The following is a 16,473-nucleotide window of genomic DNA, read 5'->3' as shown; positions in this document are numbered from 1 at the left end:
AAATTATACTATGCTTTATGTGTGCTTGATATGGGTAATAAAAATCAAGCGCTTAATTTACTGAAATCGATAACAGGTGAAGATATTCCATCAGAGTTAGCCCGTTTATATATGCTCAAACTTCAATCTAACGCGCTTTAACAACGTCGATTGAACTTTAATTTTGGTTTAACGGCTTTTCAAAAAAAAAGAATCTTTTTTTTAAGAAATCCGTTTTCGGTTCGTGTTAGCAAATGGATTGAATCTTACAAATCGATGAAGGGAATGTGCAATAGATTAGATAACATTTGATCTCAAGCGTATAAAATATTAATGATAAGTTAAGTGTTAGCTTTTATAATTTTTTGACACATTAACATGGATAGTTGAGGGTTTTTAGATGATTATCCGCACAGAAGATACGCCTAATCCAAATGCTTTGAAATTGAGTTTGGATCGTAAAATATTAGAAGAGCATCAAACGGTGGGTTTTAATAGTAAGGGTTCTGCATTTTACTCACCGTTAGCGTCAGCTTTGTTTGATTTACCTGGCGTAGAGCGCGTTTTTTTTGGCACAGAGTTTTTAGTCGTTATTAAAAGTGCTGAATGTTCTTGGGATAATCTAAAAACAGATATTGTTACGATTGTTATGGATTTTATAAGTACAGGCAAATCTTTTCTAAATAGAGAGATGAACGGTAGCGCTAGTGGTTTTGTCATGGAAGTGGCACCAGAAGATGAAGAAATAGTAAAAAAAATAAAAACTTTACTGGATAATGAAATCAGACCCGCTGTTGCGCAAGATGGCGGGGACATCGTTTTTCATGGATATCGCGATGGAAGCGTGTATTTGCGTATGCAAGGGGCGTGTCGCGGTTGTCCATCCTCTTCATTAACTTTAAAACATGGCGTGGAAACGATTCTACGGCGTCATTTGCCGCAAATCATTTCTGTAGAAAAAGTCGAACTATAAGCTAGGAATGGCATGGATTGTGTAAATGATTTGGCTCTAAAAAAAATATTTGAAGAGGCAAGAACGCCACAAAAATGGACGAATAGATCTATTGAAGACGATTTGTTAATACGGCTTTATGAATTGACAAAACTTGGTCCTACCTCAGGGAATTGCCAACCCGGACGTTTTGCTTTTTTAAGGGAAACGGCAAGTAAAGAAAAGCTAAAGCCAGCGTTGTCTTTGGGGAATGTACAATCGGTGCTAAGTGCGCCTGTTGTGGTCATTGTGGCGCATGATCCTTTATTTTATGAGTTTCTTGATAAACTGAATCCTTCCCTTGAGTTAAAATCTTGGTATGCAGAAGATATGCCTTTTGCTGAAGAAACTGCTATACGAAATTCTACCTTACAAGGTGGTTTTTTTATTTTAGCTGCTAGAGCATTAGGGTTAGATGTGTGGCCAATGTCAGGATTTGATAATGCTATGGTCAATGCTGTTTTTTTCGAAAAAGAGGGGTGGCAATCGAATTTTTTAATGTGTGTGGGGTATGCATGCAAAGAGGTTACTCAACCAAGATTGCCGAGACTCGAATTCAATGAAGCGTGTTTGATGTTATAAAATGATAGATGAGTTTATATTGATTTTGAATGGTGCTTCTTCTTCGCAAAGTGCTCCGAATTTTATTTCTATTGTAAAAAAAAGCGCTGAACGTTACGAAATTTTAGATGAAGTAAAAACCACGTTGAGAGGTGGACCTGAACGTTTTCCATACTATTATCAACAGTTTATGAAAAAAAATATCCTTCAATCGAGCCAGATCAATTTCATTGCGGCTATTGTTGGCCCTGGATCGTTTACAGGGCTAAGAGCATCCCTCGCGTTTGGTTCAGGGCTCCAATTTGGTTTAAACTGTCCAGTGATAGGATTGACGAGGGGGGATGTTTTCTTTTCGTCACTCGATGCAGAATATTGTGAAAAAGAGTTTTGGCATGTAACCTATGCGCGTCGAAATCGTGTCTTTATTGAAACTAACAAAAACAAACACGTAAGCGCTTATGATCTCGAAGATGTCGTTATTCCTGATCGGGAATTATGGATATGTGGAGAGTCTGCAGCGACTCTTATGAACAATGAATCTTCGTTTTTACATCTATACACTGATTATAAAGAAGCCGATGCGTTAAAAATAGCACACGCAGCGATGAGGTGTAGAGGTTCCAGCACCAAAATTCGTGCGTTTTATCCCGTTTATGTGGATCCACCAGAAGCAAAATTGCCTCAAAAAGGGTTAAGACCTTATCCTCTATGAATTCTATCCAGTTTTTTGATAATGCACATGGATTAGAATCTTGTCTTATTGCTTTACATAAAGAAGCGTTTGGTTCTTTATCGTGGTCTGCGCAAGATCTATGTGAACTAGTAAATCGTCCACATTATCACGTGGCTGTTTGTTCATGTGAAAATTTCTTTTCAGGTTTTATTCTTTATTCCCGATTGTTTGATGAAGCTGAAATAATCACTCTTGCGGTGAAACCTACTCTACAGCGTCGCAAAATAGGAACAAATTTAATGAAAAGAGTATTAGAAAAATTATCGAAGCAGGAGGTACAATCTGTTTTTTTAGAAGTTGCTGAGAATAATCTTGCAGCATTGGGTTTATACCATTATTTTGGATTTGTAGAAATTAATAAGCGTACAAATTATTACAAGGGAAATTTATCTGCTTTATGTATGAAAAAATCACTTTTAATTTAAGTGTTTAATAGGGTATTTTTATACGTATTGACTTATTTTTTTTATCATATTTATAAAAATTAGAAGTTTGGATAATGTAATTTATAGTGTTAAGAAACTATAAAAAGTTTTTTACCTAGTTTTAAAAATATGATTATCCTAATTTAACTTCAAAAAAGGTTCGTTTCCTAACCAGTTATTTAGTAGGTTAAATGGCACACGAAAAAACAGATATATTGTCTCATATTGAGCGTTTATGTATCGAAAAGGGATTGAAAATGACAGGGCAGCGACGGATCATTGCCCGAGTGTTGTCTCAATCCCATGATCATCCGGATGTAGAAGAGCTGTATCAAAGAGCTTCCAAATTAGACGGAAACATTTCTGTTGCTACGGTGTATCGCACTGTACGATTGCTTGAAGAAAAAGGTATTTTAGAGAAACACGATTTTGGTGGGGCCAGAGCTCGTTACGAATTAACAGAGCAAGGCACGCATTATCATCTAATTGATATTGACACAGGTAAAGTTATCGAATTTGAAGATTCAGAACATGTGAAATTAATACAAGTTATGGCTAAAAAGTTGGGGTTCGATTTAGTACAGCATCGTTTAGAACTTTTTGCCAGACGTCACCAACCAACTAGAGAGTGATGGTACCTATTATGAACTTGTTTGCAGAACAATCAGCCAATTCTTTGGTTAAGCTCGATTTGCGGAGAGATAAAGTTGTTGAACTTAGAAGCGGCAACTTAGGTGTGCGCTTGGCCAAAAATGAAGAGGAAAGAGACGCCGCACAGGCACTTCGTTTCCGCATTTTTTATGAAGAAATGGGTGCCAAGCCTTCGCAAGCAATTTTACACTCTAAGCGTGATTTTGATGAATTTGATGATCATGCGGATTATTTATTAGTTATTGATCATAATAAAAAAAATGTTAAGGAAAAAGTTGTCGGTACGTATCGGTTCCTTACGCGAACGATGGCTGAGCAAGTGGGTAAATTCTATAGCGAAAGCGAATTCGATCTGACCTTATTAAAAGAACATCCAGGTAATTTACTCGAAGTTGGACGTTCTTGTGTTGATCAAAACTATCGCAACCGTCAAGCCATGAAATTATTATGGGAGGGTATCGCTCTTTATATTTTTATAAATAAAATTGATATATTGTTTGGTTGCGCCAGCTTGCCAGGTACTGATTATAAAAAACACATCGAAAGTCTTACTTATCTTTATCATGCGCATCTTGCCCCTCCGGCATTAAGGGTTTCTGCTCTGCCCAATCGAAAAGTAGAGATGCTTGGATGTGATCCTCACACGCTTAATAAACGTAGCTGCCTCGTGCGGTTGCCAACGTTAATAAAAGGGTATTTACGATTGGGGGGTTGTGTTGGTGATGGTGCGGTTATTGATGAAGAATTTAATACGACCGATGTGGCAATTATCGTTAAAAGTGAGATGTTTGCGGATAAATATTACCGTCATTATGAAAGACGTCTGCGTGACGCTCTGGAATAGATTATCCCTTATTTTCAAATAGAGGCAGGCGTGTGAACTTAGGTGTTCTGTATAAGCAATATACAAGCCTCAGTGGAGTAAAAGCAGCAGTTTTTGTTGTATGCTTAGGTGCGCTCAGCGCCTTGGCCTTACCATTTTTTTATGGTTTACCTCTTTTATTCTTAACGTTTCCTCTTCTTGTCGTACGACTTAATCGTTGTACATGTGGGAAACAGGCATTTGCTCAAGGGTACTGGTTCGGCTTTGGCTTTCACAGCGCTGGTTTGTATTGGCTGATAAACGCTATTCTTATAAGGGCTCATGATTTTTGGTGGTTGGTGCCTATTGTTTCGCCGCTATGTGCAATTTTGTTAGCATTTTGGACGGGCTTGGTGGGATTAGGGTTTTATCTTTTAAATCCTCGAAAAAAAAATAATATTGTATTGTTTGCCGGATTATGGACACTGTGTGATATGTCCCGTGGGCTGGTGGTCCCAGCGCAGTGGTGGAATCCACTTTTAACGGGCTTTCCTTGGAATCCATTGGGAAGTTGTTGGGAATACCCTGGACAATTAGGAAATTTATTGATTCAGCCGGCTTCTCTTATGGGGGTGGATGGCCTGACGTTTTTCATTGTACTGTTGGCTTTGACCCCTTTATTGAAATATAAAGGGCTTATAGTTTTTTGTATTACATTAGGGTTTTGGTGCAGTTTTTCTTTTATACGGTTAGCTTCTGCACCTTTGGCTAATAGTAAAACCCCGATTGTGGCGTTGGTACAGGGAAATATTGCGGAAGATGATAAAATTAACAATACCGATCCTAGAAGGATTTTTCAAAAATACCTTGAACTAACGATAAAGGGTGTCGATTTAGCCAAAAAAGAACAGCTTTTGCAACGCACTCCTAACAGGCCCATTGTTTTCGTATGGCCTGAAAGTGCTTTTCCGGGTGATATTGAATATGACGCTATCGCTCGAGAAATATTGATGCAAAACAATCCGGAGGCTTCTTACGGCATATTGGGGGCGGTTACACAAAAAGATAGAGACAAAATTTACAATAGCTTGGTGGTTTTAAATTCGAAAGGCGCTTCTATAGCTAAGGAATATCATAAATCCAAATTAGTTCCTTTTGGGGAGATGCAACCTTGGTACGTGCCTTTTCATGTTGTTCCAGGCATTTCTCTTACGCCTGGTTATGGAAATGAGACGTTTTCATTACCAAGTCTTGCTTCATTTGCCCCATTAATTTGCTATGAAATTATTTTTTCGGGACAAATTATTAAATCTGGGCATAGACCGAAATGGGTATTAAACGTCACTAACGACGCATGGTACGGAAATTCAGCGGGGCCTTATCAACATCTTGCAGCTTCGAGGTTAAGAGCGGTTGAAGAAGGACTTCCCGTTGTGCGCGTCGCCAATACAGGAATATCGGCCGTTTTTGATCCGTATGGCAGGGAATTGAGTCGGATCAAGTGGGGGGAAGAAAACACAATTGCTGTCCCTCTACCTGGGGCACTGCCTCCCACTTTGTTTTCTGTAGGAGGAAGATACATTCCAGTGATGTTATCCATTTTATCAATTTTGGTTGGATTTATGTGGAGTAGAAAAACGGCTAAATAATATCTATTGTTAGGTTATTATTTTTTTTCAGTGGTAGTGTAATCTTATTATGTAATATTCGAAAAAAAAAATAAGTCTACTTAAAGATTAATATTTGAGTTTGGATTAGATTTGATAATGACTTACAAATTAGCGTTTCCATGCAAGGCTATGGAAGAATAGTAGAAATTATTTCAGGAGCAATTGTTGGGGTATCGCTCCTCTTTTTCAGCTTTGAGTTTTTGGAGTTGTTTCTCGGAAATGCAATATGTTAAGTAATTGTTTCTCAGATAATCAAGCCGTGCCTAATCAAGTTCTGATTTTTAAAGATTTTATACGGTTGATGTTGGGTATTTTTTTATAATATTGGCTTTTAGAATTATTAACTTTGTAGTTTCCAACTACTATTACACGGGTATCTTAGACAAAATTTTATTGAATAATTCAAGATCTTTTGCTCATTCTTATTAAAAAACTTATCAAGCACTGCCGTTTGAAACTGCTGTTTTTCGTTAGAATTACAGTAATTATGTAAATTAATTTAAAATATGTCCGTGGCTAGCGTGTGCATAAAGACAAATCAATTCAGATTAGATTATTTCATCATCAAGATGTTGTTATGGGGACAGTGAAGCACACCTCTGGTGTGTACAAAGGATTTTTCCATTGTGCATGTAACTATAGAAGAGCGGTCGTTATTTTCCATCGGGTTATGTCTAAATTAAAACCAAAAACTCAATGAAAAATCTTTTAATATCTAAGCATGTATTCAGATTATTTCTTGTTTTGTCATTGTTGGCAATTTATTGAAAAACAATGTATTTCAGAGGCAAGCCATCGTTTTTAACACAAGGAAAAATGAGAAAAATAAAAATACTGGTATCCAAAAATAAAGTAGAGTAAAACATCTTACAAACTTACCGGGGTGTCCCTTTTATGAAAGGGGCTGAGAACAAACTCGTTGAACCTGATCTGGGTCATGCCAGCGAAGGGAGGACAAATGATCAGTAATAAAATTATTTTAGCTTATAAATTTATAGTTTTTTTAACTATTATGTCTTGGGTCGGTGCGAAGGCTATGGCAACCGACAGTGTGGCATCTTCTAATAAAGCCGCTATTTTAGAAAACGGAATAGGAACGAATTCTGAAGAAAAAATTCTCGTCACGGGGAAAGAGCCTGGATACCGAACGGCTTATGGTCGTGCGGGTAGTCAGGCAGGTGGAGGGTTAATTCAACCTCAGACCGAGACCAAATCGGTCAGCGAAGTTTCCTCACAATTTATTCAAATGCAAGCCCCAACGTCCAATCCATATAATTTAATTAGGTTGCTGCCCGGCGCCAACGTATCCAACTCAGAACCCTATGGTCTTTCTGCTCAGACGGATATGACGGTTCGGGGGATGACGGCGAATTCTATAGGGTATGTCATTGAAGGTATGCCCGTAAATGATGTTTCTGATGGTATGGGATACCTTAATCAATTTGTGGATAGCGAAAATTTAGAAACCATTTCATTAGCTCAAGGATCAACCGATTTAAACAGTCCTGTTTATAGCGCGGCAGGGGGCGTTGTGAATTTAAAATTAAGGGAGCCTTCTGATCATTTTGGTGGTCTTGTTGATGTATCGTATGGGTCTTATCACACAGCACGAGCGTTTGCCCGTATCGATACCGGTTTAATTGGAAAGACAGGGATCAAGGGATTTCTTTCTTATTCCTATACCGACGGGGATAATTGGCGAGGGTCGGGGTATAATCATCGACAACATATTGATTTTAAATTTATCAAAGAATGGGGAAATGACAATTATATCTCCTTTTTGGGAAATTGGAATTACTCTATTGCGAGCAGTTACTATACGCCTACGAAAAGCGAATGGGACGTAAACGGTATTAAAAATGCTGATAATTATTCAGGAAACTGGGATAAAACACAAATTGACAACAGCAATTATTGGAAATTATACCAGGCTACGTTTCAACAAACCTATATGGCTATGCCTTCGCAATTAAGTGTGACGGATACATTAAAATTTAAAGTAACCCCATATTTTCAGTATGGTTATGGCAATTCTCCGTATGGTACTGTGTTGAATGAAGAAGGGCTTTGGCAGGGTAATCAGCCAATTTCAGGGAAGGTGCCTATCCCTGGTTCTGTTGATGGCCAAGCCACGGTTCTAGGCGGCTGGTTTCAAAAAACTTATCGCTCGGGATTTACCCCCACTTTAGAATATAACTTGAAACACCATCATCTTTCAGTAGGCTATTGGTACGATTATTCGGACGATTCGGTTACTCAACCTTTCACCCCCGTATCCGAAAATGGTCAGCCTCGGGATTTGTGGAGCGGTAATCGTAGCAATATACATTTGCCTGATGGAGCAGAATTGCTGGCTCAAAATACGCACACCATCACCCAAGTAAATGCTATTTTTTTGGGTGACCATATGAATTTTTTTAATCAAAAATTATTCGTAGATCTAGGTTTCAAACAGGTTTTTTTCTCAAGAGCAGGGTGGAATCAAATTCCAGGTCCCCAGTATCGTACAGGGAATAACGTTTCCAGACCCTTGCCTCGGATGGGAATTCGTTATCAGTTTACGAAAGCGCATCAAGTTTTTGCCAGTGTAAATACTAATTTTGCGGTGCCTAATGAATCAAAATTGTATAACACCTATGATCCCAATAGCGGCGCGCTGTCTCAGGTTGGTTCCAATCGCCTGAAAAGCGAATATTCGATCGAAGAGGAAATTGGCTATCGTTATGACGGCCCTCAATTTTCAAGCAGTTTAACGTTTTTTAATTATAACTATACCAATCGACTTATTTCGACCGTTTTAAGAGAAAACGGCGCCTGGGTGGATTCATCCATCAATGCAGGCAGCCAAACCACACGCGGTGTGGATGCAGAGGTTGGCTTAAAACCATGGCGTCATTTTAGTCCGTATGTGTCCGGGGAATACTTGAATGCAACGATGAATAGTGATTTGAAAACTTATGGGGACTGGTTACCGACAAAGGGCAAAAAAGCAGTGCGCAGTCCAACATGGCAATTTGCTGTTGGTTTGACTTACGACGACGGTCATTTTTTCGCCAATGGAGATGTTAAAATGGTAGGAAAACAGTACGCGACCTTTATGAATGATGAATCCATAGGCTCAATTGCCACAGGTAATGTTGCGTTAGGTTATCGTTTCGAAAATTTTGATATCATAAAATATCCCGAATTGCGCTTAAATTTGATCAACATAACCGATCAAAAATACTTGTCTGGTGTCGCGGGTCCGACCGCGAATGCACACGATGTCAGGGGTAGAAACGGCACGGTTATTCCTGGTTCTTCGCCAACCTATTACATAGGGGGTGGGTTTGCTGCAATGGTTACTGCCACCACTGCGTTTTAAATCGGATAAGCTTAGGAAGTGTAATAAATGCTTGTATGTTTTTTTATTCCTTTCTCTCAGCCTTAAGAGCATAAAAAAATTTTAGGAAACAACCAAATGTTGTTCAAGAAGAAAATTGTAAAATTGTTTTTCTTGTTTTGCTTAAGCTTTGTAGCTATACCTATGGTTAAAGCAGAAGATAACGTAACAGTCATATTGGATTGGTTTCTTAATGCCAGTCATGAATCCTTATTAGCCGCAGAATACAGCGGTGCTTTCAAACGGCATGGTCTTAACGTAGACCTAATTGCCCCTGCTGATCCTGGGAGCCCTCCTCGGCTACTTGCTGCGGGACAAGCCGATCTAGCGATATCTTATCCGTTGCAATTAGGGCTGTTGGTGGATCAACATATTCAGTTGGTTCAAGTTGGTTTTTTATTAGACCACCCCTTGGAAACTTTAATAACTCAAAAAGAAATAAAAACAATTCAACATTTGAAAGGAAAAACAATCGGTGTTTCCGCAGCCGGGGATGAATCGCTGATTTTGGAAGCAATGTTGGAACACAATGGATTGAAATTGTCCGATCTGCATTTTATTGTTGTTAATTTTCAATTAGAGCAAGCGCTAATAACAGGCGCTGTTGATGCCATTATTGGAGCCAGTCGCAACTATGAACTTATTGATTTGCAGCAACGACATTATCCCGTATCGGTTTTCTTTCCAGAGCAAAATGGGGCTCCTATTTACGATGGATTAATTTTTGTAGCGCAAAAAAAAGCAGCAAATCAACCTAAACTTGCACGTTTTATGCAGGCGTTGAAAGAGGGGAGTGACTATTTGCAGGCACATCCAGATGAGGTTTATCAAAAAGCAATTCACGATCACCCGGAACTGGGTACCCCTCTTAATAAGGCTGCTTGGAACGCAACGTTACCTCTTGTCGCTAAAAACCCTGCCTCGGTAGATAAAAATAAAATGCGTGAACTGTTACATTTCTTACTAGAAAAAAAAGCAATTCAGCATATGTATCCTATGGAAAATTATATTTATGAAATTCATTCACCGTAAATAGGTTACGTAATAGATTTGAAAGGTTCTCATTTTGTTTATCAGAGCCTGCAGGGTTATTTAAAAAAGGGTGTGATGGTTACACCCTTTTTTCACATTTATTTTGAATGCAAAGAAGACAATTTTGCCATAGCACAAGAAACCAAACGGCTGTCGAGGCTGCTTGCTCGGCTTGTTAAAATAATAGGTGCTTTGGCCCCTAATACTAGACCTGCGCTATCTGCATGATGGGTTGCTGGGCCAGTAAAAGATTGTGATTTAAATAAAATATTGCCCGCTTCCAGGTTAGGAACAACAAGAATTTGTGCTTTACCGGTCACAGGGGTGTCGAGTTTCTTCATTTTTGCTGCTTCTAAACTGATGGCATTGTCCAGTGCAAGCGGACCATCCAAAATACCATTTTTAATTTGTCCACGATCAGCCATTTTGCATAGGGCAGCAGCGTCCAGGGTAGAAGGGATATCGGGGTTGATCATTTCTACGGCAGAAAGAATAGCAACGCGTGGTACGCCGTATCCTAAAGCATGATGAAGATCAATGGCGTTTTGCACGATATGCATTTTAGTAATCAAGTCAGGAAAAATATTAATCGCAGCATCCGTGATCATAAGAGGATTTTGCCATTCTGGGCCGTCCATCAAAAAAGCATGCGTAATGCGTTTCCCTGTCCTCAAACCGAATTCTTTATTGACAACGGCTTTTAAAAGAATATCGGTGTGAAGGCTTCCTTTCATCAAGAGCTGTGCTTTGCCCTCGCGTACCAATTGTACGCTTGCTGCGGCTGCCTTAGCTTCAGAGGGGGCATTGATGATTTCTATATTTTCTAAGGAAAAATTATTTTTTTGGGCGATAGTTCTAATTTCTTCTTCAGGTCCAACCAGAATAGGACGCAGTAAATCAAGTTTATTCGCTTCAATCGCAGCTTCGATGGCTGTGGCTTCGCAGGGATAACACACTGCACAAAAAGGGGCAGTTTCTGCTTTTGCTCGCTCAATAAGCTTTTGATGATGTGTATACATAATTAAGTTAATTTCCTTTAGTTTTATTTAGGATATGTCCTCCCAAGAGGGCTAAGGCTTTGTGCAAAGACCCATCGGGGAGATTAGCAACGTGTACGGGCTCGACTTTTGGTCCAGAGACGTTTGCAACGTTACGAGAAGAAGGTGTTGCTGTTTTTGAATATAAAAACTTCAATCGTTTTACAAGAGGTTGCCCACAATATAAATTAATTTTTTGAATAAAGGCTTGGGTGATGTATTGAATCTCTGTTGCCGTAATATTTGAGCAAGCGATCGTAAGCGTGCCACTGTATAGTTTGTGAGGAACGGTACACGTCCCATAGTGGCTTCCTACAATGGTTTCCCAATCATGAAACAATAAGGATTGTAAGGGAGATTGATGTTTGTAAACCGATCGCGTAATCTGATGTACGCACCCACCAACTTGATACAGTCCGTAACTACGTTTTTCTTTATAGTTATTTCCAACTTCTTCAGAGTTGTTGCAAATATTTTTTTTTACTGTTTTTTCGTCAACCTTATGCATAGTTTGTCAAATAAAGCTTCTTTCGCGAAAAGAATTCTAGAGTGGCATGATAAACACCAACGTGACCTTCCATGGCGTGCTAAGAAAGGACAAACCCCAGATCCTTACTATGTGTTGGTTAGTGAAATTATGTTGCAACAAACACAAGTAAAAACGGTTATCCCTTACTTTAATCGCTTTTTAGAGAAATTTCCAACCATAAATCGTTTAGCGGAAGCTTCTTTAGAGCAAGTGTTCGTATTATGGTCAGGACTTGGGTATTATACCCGAGCCAAAAATTTGCATCAATGTTCCAAACAAATTATGCAAAGAGGAGGGGTGTTTCCTCAGGACATCAAAGAATTAAAAACTTTAGCGGGTGTGGGGGAGTATACGGCAAATGCATTGCTATCAATAGCGTTTAACAAGCCCGTCGTTCCTGTTGATGGGAACGTTGAGCGTATTGTTGCAAGATTATTTGCTGTTCAAGAGGCTTTACCGCAAGTTCGGAAAAAATTGAAACATCTTGCGGAAACTTTGAATGCTGGAGAAGAGGCGCTTAAGAGGCCTTCAGCGTTCGCCCAAGCTCTGTTTGATGTGGGTGCAACGATCTGTAAGCCAAAGGCTCCTTTATGTTTAATTTGTCCTTTGACTGGTCATTGTAAAGCGTATCAACTAAAGTGTGTTGATCAATTGCCGCGCAGGCAAGTAAAACCTGTTAGACCGATCCGACACGGAATTTCTTTTTTTATACTCAATCAAAAGAAAGAGGTTTTTTTAAAAAAAAGAGCACATCATGGATTGTTAAGAAACACATTCGAGCTTCCAGGGACAGAGTGGCAAGACAATCCTGTTGAACTTGGACAAGCATTGCAAGCCCTTGGGTTGAAAGGAGAGTGGGTGTATAAAACTAAGGTGAAACACGTATTCAGTCATTTTACTTTAGAAGTTTCTTTATATTCACCGGCAAACCATGTTAAAAATAATGTATTATCTATTCCAGATGGACGTTGGATTTCACTAGATGATTTACAACATCATCCGTGCTCATCCCTTCTAAAAAAAATGATTACCAGTTCGATCCCCTCTTTGCCGACTAAAGTGAATACATAACCGAAAGGCCAACCTATGGATGACGTTATTGAACCTAAAATTGGCGTATTAATTGTTAACTTAGGTACGCCCAAAAGTACAGATTATTGGGCTATTCGTGCTTATTTGTCCGAATTTTTATCGGACAAACGGATGATTGAGCTTTCTCCTTGGATATGGCAACCTATTTTGCAGGGTATAATCCTTACTTTCAGACCTTTAAAATTGAGCCGATCGTATAAGCGTATATGGGACAAAGTTGCAAATACAAGTCCATTGCAACGTATTACTGAAAGTCAAGCAGACAAACTCAGTAAAAAATTTGAAAAGACGATGGTTATCGTCGATTGGGCGATGCGCTATGGAGAGCCTAAGTTAGAAAAAAAATTGTTGTCTTTAATTAATCAGAACTGCACACGGATATTGATTTTACCTATGTTCCCTCAGTACAGTGCCACCACAACCGCAAGCGTCAACGACGTGGTGTTTAAAACCTTACTCACTTGTCGAAAACAACCTGCAATCCGAACAGTGTATTCTTTTGCTGATGATAAGGAGTATATACAAGCTTTGAAAGCCGCCATTGAGCAAAAATTAAGTCAGGAGAACTGCAATCCTGAACGTATTCTTCTTTCTTATCACGGTTTACCGCAAAGCTACGTTGCTAAAGGTGATCCTTATGAAGAGGAATGCAATAAAACCACTTGTGCTCTAAGACGGTTAATGGGATTGACGGAAAAAGAAATGCCTCACGTTTATCAATCGGAATTTGGTCCCAGCCGATGGCTAAAACCCAATATCAAAAAAGTCATTCGACGTTATTTAGCCCAAGGAATAAAGCACATTGCGGTTGTAGCGCCAGGATTTGTGGTAGATTCTATGGAAACTCTAGAAGAAATCGATCGGGAATATCGTCGGATGTTTTTGAGAGGAGGAGGAAAAAGTTTTATTTACGTGCCCTGTTTGAACGATAGCGATCTAGCCATTAATTTTTTAGAGCAATTTGTTTTTAAGGAATCGGCAGGTTGGTATTAATCTGTAGAATAAATGCGATTTTCTACGTTTATGCTGCAAACCAATACCATAAATGAAATTTAAAAACTAAGAATGTAAAAAATTGTCTTATTTATTTTTAGCGTGCGCGATTGGCTTAGAAGTTGCCGCGACGAGCTTTTTAAAAGCCTCTTGTGGCTTTACAAGCGTAAAATACACAATGTTGTCTCTCGTAGGCTATGTTATTTCATTTTATTGTTTATCGCTGGCTTTAAGGCAGGTTTCTATCGGTATTGCCTATGCAATATGGTCTGGCGTTGGAACCGTTGGAATTTGCCTCATCGGCCTGTTTGTTTACAACCAAACCTTATCGTTAACTGCCATCTTAGGTATAGTGTTCATTGTATTGGGCGTAGTAGCAATCAATTTTGGTTAAAAGTTTTCATTTAATTTATAATTATAAATAATAGAGTTTTACAATTGGTAAAAGCTCACGCTTCTAACTAAAAAGAATTTTTATATTTTATACAGAGATAGATTTTATAGAAAAGGATTAAATCTATTGCTTTAAATATTACGAATAAATTTGGTTTTAGAGTGGTTTTGGCTACATGTTATTGTTTTAACTTTATAAACACTTTAGATGTTTTACCAATGAATTCCCAGCCCGTTGTTTTATTGAAAAAATCACAAATAAAATCGTTTTTTATTGCTTTATTATTTATAACTCAACAAAACCAAGAATAAAGTTGAAGGAATTTATTAAAATTATTCTTGCTGTTACACAGTAGTTCAATGTTTTGACAATGAGGAACCACCTAATATTTATAACTGGCTTGCCTCATCGCATCCCCGGTGTTTATAATGATACACTTATCTTTTCGAAGACATTTTGTATTCGATCCACGATGAATTACACCATCATCGACTAAGCTATATTTCATTTTTTTATTTTTTTTGATTTGTTCAGCAATTCCTTTTATAGCCCAAGGAATATTGGAAGAGGTTGCTCCAAATTCATCATATCTTCGAGTATTGACAAAAGCAGTAAGAGCGGGTTCATCGATATCGAACATCAGTATTCCATCAAATTGAGGGTCTATGATGCTGGATATTTTTGCAGATAACGCAGCAAGATCAGATTGTTGCGGAATTATAAACTCATTCACAATGTTGAAAATGACCGAAGTAGACAGAAAAGCAATGAGAAATAAAGAAGCATAGAGTTTAATGTTTAATTTTTGAACGAGCGTGAAAAAGCCCAAAAGTACTAAAGTGGATAGGATTAGTTCTAGTGCGATTAAAGAACGATAGGCTGCCCAATCTTGGTTCACTAATAAACATGGTATGTAGGAAATTAAAATAATTGCAATAATTGATAATAAATGAATAAAAACGTTCTTATTTTTACAAATTGATTTTATCCCTATTACCAGCAGTAAAGTTGATAGTATTGTAAAAAAACGGTGGGGATAGATATTAAAATTGTTGATAGCGTTAATTAGAGGCTCTTTTATAAACCAGTTAAGCTTTTCTAAAAAATGACTGGTTAGTTGTGATCTGTCTAATAAATAACCGTATAACAATTTTGGAAGGTATTTAGAAAGTATCAGACTGAAAATCATGCCTATACAAAGGACAATCGCGCTTTTTGTTAAATTGGATAAGGGAAATTTTTTACGCTCTTTGATAAAATTGTCTAAAAAAACGAAAAATAAAAAACCCATAGCGGTCGGTTGATAAATGGCAAAAGAACAGCATAAAAATAGTATGGATATTATCCATCGTGTTATTGATGATGTACGGTCATAGGGTATTAAAATAGCGTAACTGAATCCGGCAAATAACAAAGATGTAACGAATGAAAAGCAAGACACCCAAGCAGCGTATACTTGAATTGCTGGTAAAAAACAGATTGCCAAAGGCAAAGTAATTGTGATTAGTAAATTATCAAATATTTTTCTTTTATATAAAAAGCTAAACAATTGACAACAAAATGCATAGATAGTCAGTACGCAAATTAACCTAAAAATTATTAAACTTTTGTAATCCTTGATAAAGTAAAGGCATATGGATTGTATGACTGCGTATAAAGGACGTCCTGATTGGACATCCCATTGAAAAAGAGAACCCTTTTTGTTTAAGGCAATATCGATTAAGGCCCAATCGTCACTAAATGCATAATTAAAAAGATAGGTCGGACTATATACCGTAAAAATGATTAAAAAATATATAAAGAATATGTAATTTTTTTTCCATGTCATTGTTATTTTATTCATAATGTTTTTAATCGCTGAAATAATGTATTAAATAAAAATTTGTAAGCTTGTCTTTTCTTATTATAGTTTGTCTACACATTCACTTACTATACTCACGCCTAAAAGTTAACTGTCTGTAAAAAATAGATCAATACAAGAAATGGTTAGGTGTAAGGAGTTTTCAAAAATCATTTAAGTATCAAAAAAACCTAAAACTTTTTAAAGAAAGACTACAGAAGTTTAATCTTACACTCCGTTGATTTTATATTTTATACTATTCTTTTTAGATCAAGAGTTAATTTTTAAGCCAAAAATTATTATCTTTTTCTTAGATTTACTTTAATTATTCCCAATTAATACGTCTCAGTTTAACATATGAA

The 16,473-nt window shown here is 37.6% G+C and carries 15 protein-coding genes and 1 riboswitch; of the genes, 12 read left to right on the top strand and 3 right to left on the bottom strand.

The features are described from left to right. Positions 1-379: 379 nt before the first annotated feature. From AABE15_RS06200 to AABE15_RS06160, 9 genes are all read left to right on the top strand, one after another. Positions 380-952 (top strand): NifU family protein, encoded by a 573-nt coding sequence (locus AABE15_RS06200; RefSeq protein WP_338330416.1) that lies wholly within the window; start codon positions 380-382, stop codon positions 950-952. Positions 953-964: 12 nt separating this feature from the next. Next, entirely contained in the window at positions 965-1,552 is a 588-nt protein-coding gene (locus tag AABE15_RS06195) for a malonic semialdehyde reductase (protein WP_338330415.1), read from the top strand. Between the two features lies 1 nt (position 1,553). Continuing rightward, a complete protein-coding gene (locus tag AABE15_RS06190) occupies positions 1,554-2,243 on the top strand; it encodes a hypothetical protein (protein WP_338330414.1) in 690 nt (229 codons plus the stop codon). Then, positions 2,240-2,689 carry a GNAT family N-acetyltransferase gene (locus AABE15_RS06185; protein ID WP_338330413.1) on the top strand — a complete coding sequence of 150 codons (450 nt, stop codon included), beginning with the start codon at positions 2,240-2,242 and terminating at the stop codon, positions 2,687-2,689. Before AABE15_RS06190 ends, AABE15_RS06185 begins: the two co-directional genes overlap by 4 nt. A 191-nt stretch (positions 2,690-2,880) precedes the next feature. Then, the gene (locus tag AABE15_RS06180; RefSeq protein ID WP_338330412.1) at positions 2,881-3,321 is read left to right on the top strand and encodes a Fur family transcriptional regulator; all 441 of its coding nucleotides are present in this window, start codon (positions 2,881-2,883) and stop codon (positions 3,319-3,321) included. Between the two features lie 11 nt (positions 3,322-3,332). Further along, positions 3,333-4,184 (top strand): GNAT family N-acetyltransferase, encoded by an 852-nt coding sequence (locus tag AABE15_RS06175; protein ID WP_408870260.1) that lies wholly within the window; start codon positions 3,333-3,335, stop codon positions 4,182-4,184. A gap of 32 nt (positions 4,185-4,216) precedes the next feature. Continuing rightward, a complete protein-coding gene (gene lnt, locus AABE15_RS06170) occupies positions 4,217-5,791 on the top strand; it encodes an apolipoprotein N-acyltransferase (RefSeq protein WP_338330411.1) in 1,575 nt (524 codons plus the stop codon). 890 nt (positions 5,792-6,681) lie between these two features. Further along, positions 6,682-6,781: riboswitch (TPP riboswitch) on the top strand. Next, positions 6,771-9,176: a TonB-dependent receptor domain-containing protein gene (locus AABE15_RS06165; protein WP_338330410.1), complete on the top strand. Its 2,406-nt coding sequence runs from the start codon at positions 6,771-6,773 to the stop codon at positions 9,174-9,176. Its footprint overlaps the riboswitch before it by 11 nt. 162 nt (positions 9,177-9,338) lie before the next feature. Then, positions 9,339-10,226: an ABC transporter substrate-binding protein gene (locus tag AABE15_RS06160; protein WP_338330409.1), complete on the top strand. Its 888-nt coding sequence runs from the start codon at positions 9,339-9,341 to the stop codon at positions 10,224-10,226. Positions 10,227-10,324: 98 nt separating this feature from the next. Here the strand turns inward: AABE15_RS06160 and AABE15_RS06155 are convergent, their stop codons facing one another. After that, complete coding sequence (locus AABE15_RS06155) at positions 10,325-11,245, bottom strand: bifunctional enoyl-CoA hydratase/phosphate acetyltransferase (RefSeq protein ID WP_338330408.1); 921 nt, start codon at positions 11,243-11,245, stop codon at positions 10,325-10,327. 7 nt (positions 11,246-11,252) lie between these two features. Continuing rightward, positions 11,253-11,771, bottom strand: a complete 519-nt coding sequence (locus tag AABE15_RS06150) for a DciA family protein (RefSeq protein ID WP_338330407.1) — start codon at positions 11,769-11,771, stop codon at positions 11,253-11,255. On the opposite strand from AABE15_RS06150, the gene mutY reads away from it, so the two are divergent. The 3 genes from mutY to AABE15_RS06135 all read left to right on the top strand — a co-directional run bounded on the left by mutY (position 11,766) and on the right by AABE15_RS06135 (position 14,271). Then, entirely contained in the window at positions 11,766-12,863 is a 1,098-nt protein-coding gene (gene mutY / locus AABE15_RS06145) for an A/G-specific adenine glycosylase (RefSeq protein ID WP_338330406.1), read from the top strand. The two genes, AABE15_RS06150 and mutY, sit on opposite strands and share 6 nt — an antisense overlap. 15 nt (positions 12,864-12,878) lie before the next feature. Then, a complete protein-coding gene (gene hemH / locus AABE15_RS06140; protein ID WP_338330405.1) occupies positions 12,879-13,877 on the top strand; it encodes a ferrochelatase in 999 nt (332 codons plus the stop codon). Between the two features lie 82 nt (positions 13,878-13,959). Beyond that, the gene (locus tag AABE15_RS06135) at positions 13,960-14,271 is read left to right on the top strand and encodes a multidrug efflux SMR transporter (RefSeq protein WP_338330404.1); all 312 of its coding nucleotides are present in this window, start codon (positions 13,960-13,962) and stop codon (positions 14,269-14,271) included. Positions 14,272-14,653: 382 nt separating this feature from the next. Here AABE15_RS06135 and AABE15_RS06130 read toward each other — a convergent pair whose 3' ends face one another. Continuing rightward, complete coding sequence (locus AABE15_RS06130) at positions 14,654-16,099, bottom strand: glucosyltransferase domain-containing protein (protein ID WP_338330417.1); 1,446 nt, start codon at positions 16,097-16,099, stop codon at positions 14,654-14,656. Positions 16,100-16,473: the final 374 nt, after the last annotated feature.

It is taken from the genome of Commensalibacter sp. Nvir (genome assembly GCF_963921845.1).
Lineage (GTDB): Bacteria > Pseudomonadota > Alphaproteobacteria > Acetobacterales > Acetobacteraceae > Commensalibacter.
This window is presented reverse-complemented; position numbering and strand designations above follow the sequence as displayed.

Bases quoted from the DNA above. Each gene is read 5' to 3' on its own strand.
- AABE15_RS06150 (WP_338330407.1), bottom strand. From the start codon at position 11,771: ATGCATAAGGTTGACGAAAAAACAGTAAAAAAAAATATTTGCAACAAC.
- AABE15_RS06195 (WP_338330415.1), top strand. From the start codon at position 965: ATGGATTGTGTAAATGATTTGGCTCTAAAAAAAATATTTGAAGAGGCA.
- AABE15_RS06175 (WP_408870260.1), top strand. From the start codon at position 3,333: ATGAACTTGTTTGCAGAACAATCAGCCAATTCTTTGGTTAAGCTCGAT.
- AABE15_RS06130 (WP_338330417.1), bottom strand. From the start codon at position 16,099: ATGACATGGAAAAAAAATTACATATTCTTTATATATTTTTTAATCATT.
- AABE15_RS06160 (WP_338330409.1), top strand. From the start codon at position 9,339: ATGGTTAAAGCAGAAGATAACGTAACAGTCATATTGGATTGGTTTCTT.
- AABE15_RS06200 (WP_338330416.1), top strand. From the start codon at position 380: ATGATTATCCGCACAGAAGATACGCCTAATCCAAATGCTTTGAAATTG.
- AABE15_RS06190 (WP_338330414.1), top strand. From the start codon at position 1,554: ATGATAGATGAGTTTATATTGATTTTGAATGGTGCTTCTTCTTCGCAA.
- AABE15_RS06180 (WP_338330412.1), top strand. From the start codon at position 2,881: ATGGCACACGAAAAAACAGATATATTGTCTCATATTGAGCGTTTATGT.
- hemH (WP_338330405.1), top strand. From the start codon at position 12,879: ATGGATGACGTTATTGAACCTAAAATTGGCGTATTAATTGTTAACTTA.
- AABE15_RS06185 (WP_338330413.1), top strand. From the start codon at position 2,240: ATGAATTCTATCCAGTTTTTTGATAATGCACATGGATTAGAATCTTGT.
- AABE15_RS06165 (WP_338330410.1), top strand. From the start codon at position 6,771: ATGATCAGTAATAAAATTATTTTAGCTTATAAATTTATAGTTTTTTTA.
- AABE15_RS06155 (WP_338330408.1), bottom strand. From the start codon at position 11,245: ATGTATACACATCATCAAAAGCTTATTGAGCGAGCAAAAGCAGAAACT.
- mutY (WP_338330406.1), top strand. From the start codon at position 11,766: ATGCATAGTTTGTCAAATAAAGCTTCTTTCGCGAAAAGAATTCTAGAG.